Origin of the sequence: Lysobacter sp. CA199, from assembly GCF_052078715.1 — a bacterium.
Lineage (GTDB): Bacteria > Pseudomonadota > Gammaproteobacteria > Xanthomonadales > Xanthomonadaceae > Lysobacter.
On the sequence record NZ_JBQJIL010000006.1, the window covers coordinates 401,223 to 417,610 of the forward strand.

General features: G+C 66.6%; 12 protein-coding genes and 1 pseudogene. 7 read left to right on the forward strand and 6 right to left on the reverse strand.

Annotation, left to right across the window (positions count from 1 at the left end):
- A complete protein-coding gene (locus ACTOWJ_RS13210; protein WP_441335078.1) occupies positions 1-399 on the reverse strand; it encodes a RidA family protein in 399 nt (132 codons plus the stop codon).
- Between the two features lie 141 nt (positions 400-540).
- On the opposite strand from ACTOWJ_RS13210, the gene ACTOWJ_RS13215 reads away from it, so the two are divergent.
- Positions 541-1,467 (forward strand): LysR substrate-binding domain-containing protein, encoded by a 927-nt coding sequence (locus ACTOWJ_RS13215; protein WP_441335079.1) that lies wholly within the window; start codon positions 541-543, stop codon positions 1,465-1,467.
- Between the two features lie 22 nt (positions 1,468-1,489).
- On the opposite strand, the gene mqo is transcribed toward ACTOWJ_RS13215, so the two are convergent.
- Complete coding sequence (gene mqo / locus ACTOWJ_RS13220) at positions 1,490-3,181, reverse strand: malate dehydrogenase (quinone) (RefSeq protein WP_441335080.1); 1,692 nt, start codon at positions 3,179-3,181, stop codon at positions 1,490-1,492.
- Between the two features lie 612 nt (positions 3,182-3,793).
- Here mqo and ACTOWJ_RS13225 point away from each other — a divergent pair.
- Together ACTOWJ_RS13225 and ACTOWJ_RS13230 are read left to right on the forward strand one after the other, a co-directional pair.
- Positions 3,794-4,321 (forward strand): hypothetical protein, encoded by a 528-nt coding sequence (locus tag ACTOWJ_RS13225; RefSeq protein ID WP_441335081.1) that lies wholly within the window; start codon positions 3,794-3,796, stop codon positions 4,319-4,321.
- Between the two features lie 117 nt (positions 4,322-4,438).
- A pseudogene (locus tag ACTOWJ_RS13230) lies at positions 4,439-4,693 on the forward strand (alpha/beta hydrolase); the annotation flags it as partial.
- Positions 4,694-4,764: 71 nt separating this feature from the next.
- Here ACTOWJ_RS13230 and ACTOWJ_RS13235 read toward each other — a convergent pair.
- On the reverse strand, positions 4,765-4,977 hold the full coding sequence (locus ACTOWJ_RS13235; protein WP_441335082.1) for a hypothetical protein: 213 nt from the start codon (positions 4,975-4,977) through the stop codon (positions 4,765-4,767).
- A gap of 366 nt (positions 4,978-5,343) precedes the next feature.
- Here ACTOWJ_RS13235 and ACTOWJ_RS13240 point away from each other — a divergent pair, with 366 nt between their 5' ends.
- Both ACTOWJ_RS13240 and ACTOWJ_RS13245 read left to right on the forward strand, forming a co-directional pair.
- Positions 5,344-6,291 (forward strand): DUF6929 family protein, encoded by a 948-nt coding sequence (locus tag ACTOWJ_RS13240; RefSeq protein ID WP_441335083.1) that lies wholly within the window; start codon positions 5,344-5,346, stop codon positions 6,289-6,291.
- A gap of 138 nt (positions 6,292-6,429) precedes the next feature.
- Positions 6,430-8,124, forward strand: a complete 1,695-nt coding sequence (locus ACTOWJ_RS13245; RefSeq protein WP_441335084.1) for an ArnT family glycosyltransferase — start codon at positions 6,430-6,432, stop codon at positions 8,122-8,124.
- Between the two features lie 15 nt (positions 8,125-8,139).
- Here the strand turns inward: ACTOWJ_RS13245 and ACTOWJ_RS13250 are convergent, their stop codons facing one another.
- Entirely contained in the window at positions 8,140-8,562 is a 423-nt protein-coding gene (locus ACTOWJ_RS13250) for an OsmC family protein (RefSeq protein WP_441335085.1), read from the reverse strand.
- Between the two features lie 283 nt (positions 8,563-8,845).
- On the opposite strand from ACTOWJ_RS13250, the gene ACTOWJ_RS13255 reads away from it, so the two are divergent.
- Positions 8,846-10,009 (forward strand): YncE family protein, encoded by a 1,164-nt coding sequence (locus ACTOWJ_RS13255; protein WP_441335086.1) that lies wholly within the window; start codon positions 8,846-8,848, stop codon positions 10,007-10,009.
- Between the two features lie 22 nt (positions 10,010-10,031).
- On the opposite strand, the gene ACTOWJ_RS13260 is transcribed toward ACTOWJ_RS13255, so the two are convergent.
- A complete protein-coding gene (locus ACTOWJ_RS13260; RefSeq protein ID WP_441335087.1) occupies positions 10,032-11,834 on the reverse strand; it encodes an acyl-CoA dehydrogenase in 1,803 nt (600 codons plus the stop codon).
- A gap of 76 nt (positions 11,835-11,910) precedes the next feature.
- Between ACTOWJ_RS13260 and ACTOWJ_RS13265 the strand changes: the two genes are divergently transcribed.
- The gene (locus ACTOWJ_RS13265; RefSeq protein ID WP_441335088.1) at positions 11,911-12,735 is read left to right on the forward strand and encodes a QsdR family transcriptional regulator; all 825 of its coding nucleotides are present in this window, start codon (positions 11,911-11,913) and stop codon (positions 12,733-12,735) included.
- Positions 12,736-13,448: 713 nt separating this feature from the next.
- Here ACTOWJ_RS13265 and ACTOWJ_RS13270 read toward each other — a convergent pair.
- Entirely contained in the window at positions 13,449-16,340 is a 2,892-nt protein-coding gene (locus ACTOWJ_RS13270) for a LysM peptidoglycan-binding domain-containing protein (RefSeq protein WP_441335089.1), read from the reverse strand.
- Between the last annotated feature and the right edge of the window lie 48 nt (positions 16,341-16,388).

Below are 16,388 nucleotides of genomic sequence, written 5' to 3' on the forward strand. Positions count from 1 at the left end.
TCAGCGATGTCCGCCGGAGGTGGTGATCGCGGCGATCGCCTCGATCTCGATCATCGCCTTCGGGTCGTACAGCGCCTTGATCTCGGCGATGGTGTCGGCAGGATAGGGCGCGCTGAAGAACGCGCGGCGCAGTTCGACCACGTCCTGGAAGTGGCTCATGTCGGTCACGAAGATCGTCACCTTGATGACGTCCTTCAGGCTCGAACCGCCGGCTTCCAGCGCGCGGCGCAGATTGGCGAAGGCCTGTTCGCCCTGGGCGCGGAAACCGCCGTCGACGATCTTGCCGTCGTCGCCGGCGCCGGCCTGTCCGGAGACGAACAGCAGATCGCCGAAGGCGATGCCCTGCGACAGCAGATAGGGCTCGTAGGGGTCGGGTTGGGTGACGACTCGTTGCAGCATGATCGCGGTCCTCGCTAGCGATTAAATGAAGTTTTACTCAGCTGGTCAGAACCGGCTTGGCGAGTAAATTGGTCTCATATCTGCGCTTTGACAAACGCGAAATTGTCAGGCATAAGATGAGAAAATTTCATCTATAGGCTTATGCGCCGCCGCCTGCCCCTGTCCGCCCTGCGAGCCTTCGAATCCGCCGCCCGGCATGGCAGCTTCAGCCGCGCCGCCGGCGAACTCGCGGTCACGCCCACCGCGGTCAGCCATCAGATCCGTTCGCTGGAGGAATCGCTCGGCGTGCCGCTGTTCGAGCGGCGCGCGCGCAAGGTGGCGCTGACCGAAGCCGGCAGCCAGCTCTACCCAGTGCTGCGCGACGGCTTCGATGCGTTCGAGGGCGCGTTGGAGCGCTTGGCGCGAATCAGGACGCGGGCGGCGGTGACGGTCTCGGCGACCAACGCCTTCACCTCGAAATGGCTGCTGCCGCGGGTGGCGAGTTTCACGGTGCTGCATCCGCAGATCGATCTGCAGTTGCACGCCTCCGACGAAGCGGTCGACCTGGTCGGCGGCGGCGTGGACATCGCCATCCGTTACGGGCGCGGCCCTTATCCGGGATTGTTGGCCGAACCGATGTTCGCCGACGACTTCGCGCCGGTGGTCAATCCCCGGTTGGGCGTGCGGGTGCCTTCGGATCTGGATGCGGTGCCGATCATCCACTTCCAATGGAAGCGCCATCACCCGCTCAATCCGACCTGGGAAGCCTGGTTCGCGCGGGCCGGCCTGGCGTGGCGCTCAGCGAGCGGCGAACTGCGTTTCTCCGACGAAAGCCATGCGATCCAGGCGGCGGTCGCGGGGCAGGGCGCGGCCTTGTTGAGCTTGGCCCTGGTGCGCGATGAGATCGCGGCGGGGCAGTTGGTGCAGCCGTTCGGGCCGGTCCTGGCCGGCCACGCCTACCATTTGGTGACCGACCCCGAACGCGCGACTAGCCCGAGCGTGAGCGCGGCGCTGGAGTGGTTGCGCGCGCAAGTGCGCGGGCTGTCCGGGCCGGCCGCGCCGGCCGCGCCGGGCGACGCAGCGGCCTGACGCGGCGGCGCCGCGCCGCGGATTACAGCGACTGCAGTTCGGTGTTGTCGTTGCGCGGTTTGCTCTGCGCCGCCGGCTGCGGCTGCGCGGGCAGCGCTTGCGGCACCGTCGCGCCGGCCACCGGCACCTCCAGATACGGCAGGCGCAGGGCTTGGCTGGTCGTCTTGCGGATCTGGTTGGTCAGCTCCGCGCTGTCGTTCAGACGGCGCCCGTACGACGGCACGATCTGCTGCAGGCGCGTGCGCCAGCCGGCGTCCATCTGCTGCGGAAAGGCCTTGGCGAGCAGGTCGAGCATGATCGGCGGCGAGGTCGACGCGCCCGGCGAAGCGCCGAGCAACGCAGCGATGGTGTGGTTCTTGTCGGTGACGATCTCGGTGCCGAACTGCAGCACCGGGCCCTTGACCGGATCGCGCTTGATGATCTGCACGCGCTGGCCGGCGGTGACCAGCTTCCAGTCCTCGCGCTTGGCGTTGGGGAAGTACTTGAGCAATTCGGCGTGACGGTCGGCGTCGTCCAGGCTCGCCTGGCCGATCAGGTACTTGAGCAGGTCGAGGTTTTCGCCGCCGACATCGAGCATTTCGATCACGTTGTCGTGGGTCACCGAGGAGTACAGATCGAACCACGAGCCGTATTTGAGGAACTTGGTGCTGAACAACGCGAACGGGCCGAACAACACCACCGGCTTGCCGTCGAGCTTGCGCGCATCCAGGTGCGGCACCGACATCGGCGGCGAACCGGTTTCGGCCATGCCGTAGGCCTTGACGCTGTGACGATCGGCGATGGCCGGCGCCTGGAACGCGAGGAACTGGCCGCCGACCGGGAAACCGGCGTAGTCGCGCGCTTCCTCGATGCCCGACAACTGCAGCAGCTTCAAGGCCGCGCCGCCGGCGCCGATGAACACGAAACGCGATTTGACCGTCGATTCGGTATCGGTCTTGAGATCCTTGACCGTGACGTTCCAGGTCTTGTCGTCGCTGCGGCGCAGCGCGGTGACTTCGTTGCCCAGATGCAGTTTGAAATTCGGCGCGCGCTGCAGGCCTTGGGTCAGCTGTCGGGTGATGACGCCGAAATTGACGTCGGTGCCGAGCGGCATATAGGTGGCTGCGACTTTCTGTTTGGGATCGCGGCCTTCCATCAACAGCGGCGCCCACTTGCGGATCTGTTCGGCGTCCTCGGAATATTCCATGCCGTAGAACAGCGGGTTCTTGACCAGGGCGTCGCGGCGCTTGCGCAGATAAGCGATGTTCTCGTCGCCCCAGACGAAACTCATGTGCGGGGTCGGATTGATGAAGTCCGAAGGCTGGTGCAAACGGCCTTGGGCGATCTGATGCGCCCAGAACTGGCGCGAGATCTCGAACTGCTCGGCGATCTCGACCGCGCGCTTGGTCTCGACGCTGCCGTCGGGCAATTGCGGGGTGTAGTTGAGTTCGGCGAAACCCGAATGGCCGGTGCCGGCGTTGTTCCAGCCGTCCGAGCTTTCCTCGGCCACGCCGTCGCGGCGCTCGTACAACTGGATGTTCCAGTCCGGTTGCAGTTCCTGCAGATACGTGGCCAGGGTCACGCTCATGATGCCGCCGCCGATCAGCACGACATCCACGGGCTGGTCGTTGCCGGCGGGCGGCACCGAGCGCTGATACAGGGGCCAGTACAGGAACACGATCCCCGTCAGCGCCAGGATCAGCAGAACGAGCAGGAGTTTGCGGAGTTTTTTCATAGTCGCGGGTAACCGGGGAAGTTTCGATGCCATGGGACCGGGAACGGCGTGAAGAGGCCGTTCACGCGTCGCGGACGGACGCTCGGGCCGCGCGGAAGGCCAGGACCCCGCGCCGTGCTCGAGCACGATATCGGTTCTCACCGCGGCGAAGTGAGTCCCGATCCCAGTATCCAGATCCAGCCGCGGGCGGCCGGGCGGTTCGAGGTCGCTCGAATGTCCGGCTTTGCCCGTTTGTGGGTCTGCGCGAATCGCTGCACCTGAAAAGGACGGGTGCTGCGCGAGGCCGAACGACGCCGGGTCCTGGCGCGAGCGCGGGCCCGGCGGGCGGCGATGCGGCTTGAGCCGTGCTTGCGCAGGCTGCCTGCATTCGGATGCCCTCTGAACGTATCCGCGCGAGGCGCTCTTAGCCGTGAAGCGCTGAAATCCGCGCGGCCAGCGGATCGATGCGACCGCCGCGTATTCAGGCCGCGGCCTAGGGTCAACCCCGGGTGTTCTGCTCGATCCGTGGGGAGTAGCGTCCTATTCGACCATCGGGTTACTTGCAATGGCTTGAATCAGCGAAATCGCATTCGCCACCGATCGATCCGACATACAACGACAAGGAGTGCAGTCATGTCCGTGAACGGACCCTCAGGAGCCGACAGCTCATCACGCGCAACGCAAGGCGGCGTTTCCGCCGGCGCCGACCCGGATGTCGCCGACAATCTCGCGGCGGCCCAAAACGAAGCAGCGAAGGCGGCCGCCGCCGGAATGGCTGCGACGCGAGCCTTTGCCCAGCGCATGCCCGCCGCGGTCGACCGCGCGGCCGACGTAGCCACCGAGGCGGCGAGGGCCGCGGAGAAAGCGGCCAGGGCGGCCACGTACGCGGCCGGCAGAAATCCGACCGAGGCCAATCTCGAGGCCGCCAGAGCGGCGCGCTCGGTGGCAGTGGATGCGGGCTATTCGGCTCTCGCCGCGCGTCGCGCCGCGGAGACGGCGGAAAAGCGCGGCCCCCGGCCGAGCCATCAGGTGGATCCTCCGGCCGATCCCCGCAATCTGATCACCCACAATACGATCAACCAGCTCGATACGATTGCCGTTAACGGTTCCTCGCAGACTTACGCGGACGTGGCGCTAGGCAATAGGCCTCAGCAGTCCTAGCATCCGTCGCCGTCGCGATCGCACACAAGGCCGGCTCCAGCCGGCCTTGTCATGTGTAACGCCGTTGTCTGTCCGGTGGACGACAATCGGTCCTTCAAGGCGCCGGAGACGTTCGAGCTCAAGCCGGACATCCACGTCAGCGCGCGAACGCCGCCGACCTTCCTGCTGCAGGCGACGAACGACAACGTCGACGACGTGAATCATTCGCTCGCCTACTACATCGCGCTGGAGAAAGCCGGCGTTCCGGTGGAGATGCATTTGTACGCGGCGGGCGGACATGCCTTCGGGCTGAGGCCTTCGAAGCATCCGGTGACGCAGTGGCCGCGCTTGGTGGAGACGTGGTTGGCCGCCATCGGTGTGATCGGCGAATAAGCCGGGCCGCGCGGCATCGCGGCGACGGACCCGCCGTCGCCGCGATGCCGCCGGTCGCACAAGGCGATGGATCAGTGGCCGCAGTGTAGGTAACCGATGTAATAGTCCTTGGTCACGGTGCCGGTGACCCTGAGGTTGCCATAACAGTCGTGAATCGCCGTGCCGACTTCGACGCCGTCTTTATAGTAGCTGCGGATCTCGCCCGGCGGCGGCAGCAGCGAGGCAGAAGCGATCGTGCTGACCGCGGCCAGGACCAATCCCAGTACAAGTTTCCGATTGCGCATTTGCAGATTCCTCCGTGATGGCGATGATTAGGCGAACCGCCGCGGTGCGCGGATGTTCGCCGTCGCGAATGCGTCTGCATCACGAACTCGCGACGGACCGATAGTAGTGCGCCATGGCAAGCGGCCGTACCGGCGCGTAGAGGTTTTCCGGCCCGGAATGCAACTTGGCGCACAAATCGCGTTGCAAGGCTGGGCGAAACACGCGCAGCGATTTCGCGCTCGCGGGCTTTATTCAGAGGGCTTGAGTGCGGGAATAGCTGAGTCGCGATGCCCGATGCGAGGATGAATCGGCGATTCGCGCGAATCGGCGCCATTGCCGGAGCCGCAGGCTTGCTAGGCTGGACGCAAGCATGGATTGGCCGGACGATGAATCTTCAACCGCTGCGTCGCTTGACTCTCGCTACCTCGCAAACCGCCACGCCGGATCGCCTCAGCGCCGCGAGCGGCATCGTGGTCGCCGGCGAGTTCATGTACGCGATCGCCGACGACGAGTTGCACCTGGGCGTGTTCGATCTGGGCGGGCAAGGCCTGAGCGGACAAGGCCTGAGCGGACAGGGCGCGGGCCGCTGGGTGCGGATCTTTCCCGGCGATCTGCCTGACGCGGCGGCGCTGCGAAAAGCGCGCAAGCCCGACCTGGAAGCCTTGCTGCGCCTGCCGCCGTTCGCCGCTTATCCGAGCGGCGCCTTGTTGGCGCTGGGTTCGGGATCCACGCCCGGGCGCCGAGGCGGCGTCTTGTTGGGGCTCGATGGCGCCGGCGCGCTCAGCGGCGCGCCGCGCGCGGTCGATCTGTCCGCGCTGTACGCCGCGTTGCAGCGCGATTTTCCGGCGCTGAACATCGAGGGCGCGGTGGTGCGCGGGCGCGATCTGGTGCTGCTGCAACGGGCCAGCGGCGGTCATCCGTACAATGCGTTGATCCGGTTTCCGCTCGACGATGCGCTGCAGGCATTGAGCGTCGGCGGCGACCTGCGCCTGCCCGCGTTGCCCGCCACGGTGTCGCGGGTCGAGCTGGGCCGAATCGACGGCGTCGCTCTGGGTTTCACCGACGCGGCCGCGTTGCCCGATGGCCGGCTGATCTTCAGCGCGGTCGCGGAGAACGTCGATGACACCTATCACGATGGCCCCTGCGTCGGCGCGGCGATAGGCAGTCTGGACCCGGACGGGCGGCTGCTCACCCTGGAGTTCGTGCGGCCGGTGCGCAAGATCGAGGGGATCGATGCCCGTCAGGACGGCGCGCTGATCCGACTGCTGCTGGTGACCGACGCCGACGACCGCGGCGCGGCCGCCGAATTGTTCAGCGCCTCGCTCACATTCTGAGGGTGTTCTGAGGGCGTATCCGCCCGCGACGGCCGTCGCGGGCGGGATCAACGCAAGCTGGCGCTCAGCGCCCGCCGCGGAACGATTCCCGACCGGTGTCCGACACCGATCCGACGCTCGGGTCGCTATCATTCCGCCATGCAGACGATCGAATACGACCGCCGGTACCGGGCGATACGACTCAACGACACACTTCTGTTCTGGGCCCTCGCGGCCCTGGTGCTCGGCGCGGGCCTGGGCCTGCGCGACCCGTGGCCGGCCGACGAGCCGCGTTTCACCCTGGTCGCCAAACAGATGATCGAAAGCGGGGACTGGCTGTTCCCGCACCGCGGCCAGGAGCTGTATTCGGACAAGCCGCCGTTGTTCATGTGGCTGCAGGCGGTCGCCTACAGCGTCTTCGGCAACTGGCGCGTGGCGTTCCTGCTGCCGTCGTTCCTGGCGGCGATGGGCACGCTGTGGTGCGTGGTCGATCTGGGCCGGCGGCTGTGGACGCGCCGGGTCGGCCTGTACGCCGGTTACGCCTTGCTGTTCGCGCTGCAATTCACCTGGCAATCCAAGAAGGCACAGATCGATCCGGTGGTGGTGTTCTGGATCACCCTGGCCAATTACGGATTGCTGCGCCATCTGCTCGGTGTCGCGCGCGAGCGCAAGCCCGATTGGCCGATGTGGATGCTGGGCTGGGCCGCGGCCGGCCTGGGCACCATCACCAAGGGCGTCGGCGCGATCGCCTTGTTGATGCTGATTCCCGCCGGCATCGCCTCGCTGCGCGGCTGGCCGGTCAAGGTGCACGCGGCGCGGGCGAAGTTCTGGCTCGGACCGCTGGCGTTCGTCGCGGCCGCCTGCGTATGGCTGGTGCCGATGCTGATCGCGGCGCAGGGCCAACCGGGGCCGGAGTACGCGAACTACGTCAACGACATCCTGTTGCGGCAGACCGCCAAGCGTTATGGCGCCTCGTGGGATCACGGCCAGCCGACTTGGTATTTCCTCGAAGTGATCGCGACCATGTGGTTGCCGACGATGCTGGCCTTGCCGTGGGCGATTCCGGCGTGGCGGCGCCGCCTGCGCCGCCGCGATCCGCGTTATCTGCTGCCGTTGGCGTGGTGGGTATTGGTGGTGATCTTCTTCAGCATCCCGGGCGGCAAGCGCGACATGTACATCCTGCCGGCGCTGCCGATGGTCGCGTTGGCGCTGGCGCCGCTGCTGCCGGGGCTGCTGCGCAAGAGCGCCGTGCAGTGGACCGCATTCGGCTTCACCGCATTGTTCTCGCTGGCCTTGCTCGGCGGCGGCCTGACGATGTGGTTCGGCGATCCGGGGTTCGAACGCCGCTTCGTCGCCGAGCGTTCGCTGGAAGACGTGTCGCAGGCGCTGGCCGCCAGCGTGGTCATGATCGGCTGTTGGGGCCTGGCCTGCCTGTCGTGGACGCGGCGGCGGCGCGCGGTGGCCGGTCTGATCGCGACCTTGACCGGGTTGTGGGTGGCGTTCGGGCTGCTGATGGCGCCGCTGCTCAACGATTCTTCGTCCGGGCGCGGGCTGATGACCGGCGTCGGCCGCCACATCGGCCCCGATGCGGAACTGGGACTGGTGTCGTGGCGGGAACAGAATTTGCTGATGGCCGATCGCCGCGTCGCCGAATTCGGCTTCAAGGCCGAGTTCGCCGAACAGATGCGCCGCGGATTGCGCTGGCAGCGGCGCGCGCCACAGTCGCGCTGGTTGTTGGTGCAGGACGTCGCGATGCTCCCGTGCATCGACCTCGCCCAGACCCACCACATGGGCAACGCCAACCGGCGCGGCTGGACTCTGGTGCCGGGCAGCGCGATCGCCGGCTGCGATTAGCGCGGCCGGCGCGGCTCAGGCCTGGGCCGCGGCCGTATCCAGCGAGGTCGCGATGCGCACCTCGCCGGTCAACACTTTGTGGATCGGGCAAGCGTTGGCGATCTGCAGCAGGCGCTCGCGTTGTTCGTCGCCGAGTTCGCCGTGCAAGGTGATCCTGCGTTCGATATCGGTGCCCGCCGCCGGCTTGCCTTCGGGATTGAAGCGCAACGCGACCTCCACGGCGGCCAGCGGCCATTGCTTGCGTGCCGCGTACATGCGCACGGTGATCGCGGTGCAGGCGCCCAGGCTGGACAGCAGCAGGCGTTCGGGCGTGGGGCCGGTGTCGCCGCCGCCGAGGTCGGCGGGTTCGTCGGCCTGCCAGGTGTGGCCGCCATCGTCGATGAAGGTCACCACGTACGGCGTGGCTTGAGTGGCGGCATGGACGGTGGCGATGGTCATCGAAGTTCCTGAGGCGGGGCGGCATCGGTGCCGGCGAGGCAGACCATAAGGCCGCGGTACCAGGCGCGCCAGCCGGGCGTGCCGCACGAACAGTCCCATCAGGCGAACGATGGCGGCGCGGAACCCGCTTCGATGGAGCGAGTTCGATGGATGGGGCGCGGGATGGGGCGCGGCGGTCTGCAACGGCGCGCACGCCGCGAATCGTTCGAACATGACATTCGACAGGGGCCGTCGGCGCCGCGCTTGCCGATCATCGGCATTCCTCTCCGACGGACCTGTCCCCATGAACGCACGCCTGTTGCCGCTGGCTCTCGCATTGGCCTGCGTGCCGCCGGTCGCCGCCGCGCAAGTGGTCGGCGTGGCCGTGGATTCCAAGGTGATCCTGGTCGACGGCAAGGGCGCAATACCGGCCGCGCCGGCAGGCGATTCGGCGGTGTTCTTCAAACTCGCCGACGGCCGCTTGAGCAAGCTCGGCGAGGTCGAGGTGCCGACCAGTTATCTGGGCCCGCCGGCGGCCATCGCGGTGTCGGCGCGCGGCGATCTGGCGCTGGTGGCCGCGTCGACGCGGCTGGATCCGGCCGATCCCAAACGATACGCCGACGATCAGACCTTGTCGGTGATCGATCTGTCGGGCAAGACGCCGCGGGTGACCCAGACCCTGGCCCTGGGCGTGCGTCCGTCGGCGGTCAAGTTCCATCCCTCCGGCACGATGGCGCTGGTGACCTCCAATCCCGGCAACGCGCTGGTGTGGCTGTCGATTCGCGACGGCAAGGTCGCCATCGCCGAGACCCAGAAACTGGCGGCCGATCAGGGCCCGTTGTCGGCGGCGTTCTCGCCCGATGGCACGCGGCTGCTGGTCACCCAGGCCGATGCGCATCGTGTTTCGTTGTACGCGGTGGAGAACCAGCGTATCCGCCTGCCCGCGATCCGCGACATGGTCGCCGGGGTGATTCCGTTCACGCCCTCGTATTGCGGCGACGGCGGGCTGGCGGTGGTGGCCAACTTCGGCATTCCCGATGCCGGCAACGGCGATATCGACACGGTCAGCCTGATCGACACCCACGGCGCCAAACCGCGGGTGATCGACACCGTGTCGGTGGGTTCGGCGCCGGAAGACGTGGTCTGCTCGCCCGACGGGCGTTACGCGGTCGCGGGCGTGCAGAACATGAGCAACCGGCCCAAGGATCATCCGTTCTATTCGCCCAACAGCCTGCTGGTGCTGTTGAAGATCGAAGACGGCCGCTTGCGGCGCGTATCGCAGGCGCCGATCGGCGCCTGGAGTCAGGGCGTGGTGTTCGGCGCCGATTCGACCACCGTGTTGGCGCAGAGCATGGACGATCGCGCGCTGCATCTGTTCAAGGTCGAGAACGACACGCTGCAGCGCGCCGGCGCGCCGATCGTGTTCGACAACGGCGCGCCGGGCAGTATCGGCATCGCCGGCCGCTGAGCGGCGGGCGCGCCGCGCGGCCTCAGAACCAGTCGGTCTGCATGCGATAGGCGCTGTCGTCGCCTTCGCGCACCAGCTTCGCCGCGAGTTCGGCCTGCGGCAGTTCGTGGGCGAAGAAGAACCGGCAGGCCTGCAGCTTGCCGCGATAGAACGCGGTATCGACCTCGCTCGCGCCCGTCAGCGCGCGCTGCGCGATCGCGGCCTGACGCAGCCACAGCCAACCGATCGTGAGGTGGCCGAGCAACAGCATGTAGTGGCCGGCATTGGCCAGGCCCAGCCGCACTTCGCCGCCGGCCATGCGCTGGCCGGCCGCGAGCGTGGCCGCGCCGGCTTGTTGCGCGATGGCCTGCAACTGCCGCGCCAGATCGCGCAGCTCGTCCTGTGCGGCCGCCTCGGCGCAGGTTTCGCCGACGTGCTGCAGCAACAGTTTCAGCGCCGCGCCATCGTGCATCATCGCCTTGCGCCCGAGCAGGTCCAGCGCCTGGATGCCGTTGGTGCCTTCGTGGATCGGGTTGATGCGATTGTCGCGGTAACACTGCTCGACCGGATACTCGCGGGTGTAGCCGTAGCCGCCGAGAATCTGGATCGCCAGTTCGTTGGCCTTGAGCGAGTAATCCGAACCCCAGGCCTTGATGATCGGAGTGAGCAGGTCCAGCAGCAGCGCGCTGTCGCGGCGCACCGCTTCGTCGGGATCGCGCGCCTGATCGACCAGCAGTGCGGTGTAGAAGCCCAGCGCCTGTGCGCCTTCGACCCAGCACTTTTGCAACAGCAGCATGCGCCGCACGTCGGCGTGTTCGATCAGCGCCAGCGGCGGCGTGGCCGGATCCTTCTGATCGGGATGGCGGCCCTGATGGCGTTCGCGCGCGTACTGCAACGAGTACAGATACGCCGCACTGCCTTGCTGCACCGCGCCCAGGCCGACGCCGATGCGTTCCTCGTTCATCATATGGAACATGTAGGCCAAGCCCTGATGCGGCTGGCCGACCAGATAGCCATGGCAATCGCCGGCCTCGCCGAACTTCAGGAAAGTGTTGACGCTGCCGCGCTGGCCCATCTTGTGATTCAAACCGGCCAGGCGCACATCGTTGCGCGGGCCGCGGCTGCCGTCGTCGTTGATCCGCCAACGCGGCACGATGAACAGACTGATGCCGCGCACGCCGGGCGGGCCGCCGGGAATCTTCGCCAGCACCAAGTGCACGATGTTCTCGCCGAGTTCGTGATCGCCCGCGGAGATCCACATCTTGGCGCCACTGAGACGATAGCTGCCCTCGGCTTGCGCTTCGGCGACGGTCTTGATGTCGGCGAGCGAGGAGCCGGCCTGCGGCTCGGACAGGCACATCGTGCCGTAGTAGCGGCCCTCGACGATGGGTTTCATGTACGTGCGCTTCTGCTCGTCGCTGCCGTAGGCTTCGAGCAGATTGGCCACGCCGCGCGCCAGCGCCGGATAAGCCACGGTGGAGGGATTGGCCGCGGAGAACATGCAATCGCAGACCGCGCCGATCACGAACGGCAGCTGCATGCCGCCGTCCTCGAAGTCGGCCAGCACCGCCATGAAGCCGGCCTCGTTGAACGCCTGCAGGCCTTCGCCGATTTCCGCAATCAGTTCGACCCGGCCGTCGACCATGCGCGGCTCGTTGAGATCGCTCTTGCGGTTGTGCGGCAGGAACTTGTTCACCGCCAAATGGTGCGCCAGTTCGATCGCCGCATCGAAGGTTTCGCGGCCGTGTTCGGTGAAGCGCGGGTAGCGGATCAGGCGCTCGACATCGAGCAGCTCGTACAGCATGAAGTCCAGGTGGCGGCGGTCGATCAGAGGGCTGGAACTCATGCTTGCGCTCCACGGTATGGTGAGTCATTCTTCACATGTGACTCATTAGGAGTCAAGCCGGAGATTCGTTCAGACTATGCCCAGCTCCAGGCTCAAGCCCAAAACCGGTGCGGCCAAAGGCAAGCTCGCTGCCGTCTCCGGCCGGCCCGCAAAGCCGGAAGCGGGCGCGCGCGCGGCGAAGAAAACCGCGCGTTCGCGGCCGGCACCGACGCAAACCGCGCCCGCAGCGACTCGCCTGGGCCGCGCCCTGCGCGATCCGCCGCCGCGCAAAGCCACGCCGCTGGACTTGTTCCGCGCCGCGCGCCGCGACTGGATCGCGGGCGAGCGGTTGGACATCGGTGCATTGGCCGGCGCCCTGGGCATCGGCCGCGCCACCGCATTTCGCTGGGTCGGCAGCCGCGAACAACTGCTGGGCGAAGTGATCTGGTCGCTGTGCGAGCCGCTGTTGCAACAGGCCGTCGCCGCGACGTCCGGGCGCGGCCCGCGCCGCGTCGCGGCGATCTGCGAATACGCGATCCGGGCGATGCTGGTGTATCCGCCGCTGCGGCGTTTCATCGCCCAGGACGCAGAATTCGCGCTGCGCCTGCTCACGTCCAAGCAAGGCCCGGTGCAGGAGAGGGTGATCGGCAAGGTGCGCGAGCTGTTGCAGCATCAATCCGAGCAGGGCGCGCTGAGCCTGCCGCTCAATGTCGATACCCTGGCGTATCTGATCGTGCGGCTATGCGAGTCGTTTCTGTATGCCGACGTGATCAGCGGGCAGCGGGTGGACCCGGCGGAAGCGGGGTTGGCGATCGAGTTGTTGTTGTCGGGGAAGGTTGAGCCGCGCCGTTCCAAGACCGCAGGCACCTCAGCCAAGGCGGCGTTGCGCGACCGCAGCAGCAAACGCTTGGGCCGGACCTAGCCCACGCCGGACGCTTAGAGGTCTTTTGTGGGTTTGAGGTCTTTAGTGGGAGGGCCTTCGGGCCCGACGCCGTGCGATCAGCCGCTACGAAGGTCCGATGCGATCGGACCGAAAAGCGTCGGGGCTAAAGCTCCCTCCCACAACTGGCGCTTTCAGCGCGCCGGAACCTACGAGGTCTTTTGTGGGAGGGCCTTCAGGCCCGACGCTGTTCGGTCAGCGACCATGAAGCTCGATGCGACCGGCTCGAAAAGCGTCGGGGCTGAAGCTCCCTCCCACAACGAGCGCTTTCAGCGCGCCGGAACCTGCGAGGTCATTTGTGGGAGGGCCTTCAGGCCCGACGCTGTTCGGTCAGCGACCATGAAGCTCGATGCGACCGGCTCGAAAGCGTCGGGGCTGAAGCTCCCTCCCACAACTGGCGCTTTCAGCGCGCCGGAACCTGCGAGGTCTTTTGTGGGAGGGCCTTCAGGCCCGACGCTGTTCGGTCAGCGACCATGAAGCTCGATGCGACCGGCTCGAAAGCGTCGGGGCTAAAGCTCCCTCCCACAACGAGCGCTTTCAGCGCGCCGGAACCTGCGAGGTCTTTTGTGGGAGGGCCTTCAGGCCCGACGTCGTGCGATCAGCCGCTACGAAGGTCCGATGCGATCGGATCGAAAAGCGTCGGGGCCGAAGCACCCTCCCGCAAGCGCAGGCGGCGCCTGCTCGGTCGCGGGGGATCAGGCGTGCGGCAACGGCGGTATCCCGAAATCCCTCACCACCGCGTCGATATGCCCGACGGTGCTGACGTTGTCGTGGACCTTGACCGGGAAACCGCCGGAGGCGATGTAGGTTTCCGGGCGGAACACATTCGTGTCGTTGCCGAGCTTGCCCACGTCGCCGTCGAAATCGTCCAGGGCAAAGTGCAACTGGCTGCGCAACTGGTCGAGTTTGTCGCCGGGCATGTTGTTGACCCAATCGACGAATTGTTGGCGGTGCGCCGGGTCGTCGAGCTTGTAACCCTTGGCTTCCGCATAACGCGTCAGCATGGTCACCGGGCTCCAGCCTTCGCCGCTCTGATCGACCAGCGCCTTCGAAGCGGCCTCGCTGAAACCGGCGTGCTTGAGGAACGAGGCCGAGGTGTCGTTCATATGCGCGTTGGAGAACTCCACGCGATCCTTGATGGTCAGGCCGATCGTCGCGGCCGCGACCAGGGCGATGCCGACCGGGCCCAGCCAACTGCCCGCGCCCAACGACGCGGCGAAGCTGGTGCCCGACAACGCGGCCATGGTGCCGCCGACGCCGCTGGCCAGATACAGACCACCCTTGACCGGGTCGCCGTTCTGGGAGAAGAACTGCTCGCCGGCGTTGTAGTAATCGAAACCGGCGCTGAGGTAACCGAACACGCGGTCGGCGCGGCCCAAGCGGCCCGGATCGATGTTCTGGCCGTTGAGCTTGTTGCCTGCGCCGAAGCGTCCCGCCGGCGAGTCTTCGACCACCAGCCCCAGACCGACCGCGAGCTCGGTGCCCTTCTGGCCCAGCGCGCCGGCATCGATGATCGCCTTGAGGTCGTTCTTGTTGATCTGCCCGTCCTGGGCCTTGCTGTACGAATTGACGAAGCCGACCGCGGCGAAGCTCACCCCGACCAGGCGCAGCAACTGGCCGGCCGGCTGGTTCTTCTCGAAGGTCGGGCGATAGCCTTCGGCGGTGAGGCGGTCGTCGATGTTGTTCATCGCCTCGGCGTGGCTCTTGAGCTTGCCGACGAGGTCGTCGACGGTGTCGCCCGCCTTCGGCAGAGTGCCCTTGAGCTGATCGACCAGCTTGACGTAGTTCTGGTACTTGCTGCCCTCGGTGTCCATGCCGAGCAGCTTGATCAAGGTGGGATTCTTGAGTTTGTCCATGGCCTGCTCGGCCTGGGTGATGCTGGCCGGGTTGCGCGGGTCGTAACCGTGCGCGGCGTTGAGCACGTCGTTGCGGATGTAGGCGTTGACCAGTTCCTTGCCGAGCTTGATGCCTTGCTCGCCGACCTTGGCGCCGTAGGCCAGGTTCTGCATCAGCCGCTTGCCGGCGGTGGTGTCGATGTAGTCGGGATGCTTCTTCAGCGCCAGGCTGATCGCGTACGAGGACTTGCTGTCGCCGAGCAACGCGTCGATGGCCTTGTTGGCCGCGGCCTGCTGCTCCGGCGGCGCGCTCTTGAGGCTGTCGATCTGGTCGAGCAGGGTCTTGCCTTCGGTGGCGACCTTGCTTTCCAGGTCGGCGACCTTCTTCTCCCAATCCGGGCCCTTCTTGGCGGTGTAGTCCTTGATCGCCAGATCGAGCTGTTCGGGCGTCATCGAGCCGCCGTGGTTGGTGATGAGCCAGGTGAGCTCGTCGGTTTCCTTCGCCAGCGCGTCGACATCGGCCTTGACGCTGCCGGCGTACATCTGCACGCCCAGGGTCGCCGATTCCATGATCCGGTCGCCGCCGCCGGCCTTGGCGATCGCCACCAGCAGGTCCGGGCGCGCGCCTTCGGACACGGCCAGATGGATCTGCGGGGCGTCCACCGGCAGATCGACCATGCGCTGGATCAACGCATCGCCCTGCGGCGTGCCGCCGACCTTGTCGGCGATGTGCACCAGCGAACGCGTGCCTTCGATGGCGATGCGGATGCTGTAACCATCGCTTTCGGCGCGCTTGAAGAAATCGTTCAAGGCGGTGATTTCGCGCCCGACCAACTCGTTGGCAATGCGTGGATCGGCGCCTTCGAGCATCTTCTCCAGATTCTTCAGACTTTCGGCCGGTTTGGCGCTGGGCCCCATGCGCGAATCCTTCCACGGCTCGCCTTGCAGCGGGCCGGTGAATTCCGGCGCGATCTTGTCGTTGACCAGCTTCTGGTATTCCGGGCTCGACAACAGCTTGGTCTGCGCCTCGGGCGAGAGCTTGGGCAGATCGCGGCTGAGCGACTCGACCGCGCTCTTGCCGCTGGGCATGGCGTTGGCGACCGACAGCGTGCTGTCGATTTCGTGCTGCACGGCCACGTCCTTGACCGCGGTTTGCGCGGCGGCCTTGGCGGCAGGATCGTTCTCGTAGCGCTTGATCACGCTGGCGCCGTACTGCTCGATCGCCTTGGCGTCGAAGATGTCGCCGGTGGGACGCGAGTGCGCATCGAACTCGGCCTTGATCTCCGCCGCGATGCTGGTGCGAAAATCCGTGCGAGCGGTATCGACCTGGCCGGAGTAACTGTCGTGCAGGCCCTGGTAGATGGAGTCGTTGGGCGTGCCCTTGTAGTTGGCGGTGAAGGCGGTGAGGTTGTCGTCGGCGGTCAACAGCTTGCGCATCGCCGCGTCGCTCTTGGCCTGCTCGGGCGTGGCGTTGGGCGCGGCCTTGGGTTCGGCGTGCTGCTTGACGGTCGGGACGACCAGATCCTGGCCGGGATTGACGCTGCCGTATTCGATGCCGTTGCGATCGGCGATCTGCTGCGCGGTGACCGGCGTTTCGGGCGTGCTGTATTGCTTGGCGATCGACTCCAGACTCTCGCCGGGCTTGACCTGATGCTGTTGCTCCTGCGGTTGCGGCGGCAGCACCGGCACTTGCGCGGGCAACTGCGGATACTGCTGATGCGACGGAACGCCGTCGAGAGTCGGAAAGCCCATGAGCGCCTGCGCCTGAAAGTGGTATCGCAGGATTAGAACAACCGCGCA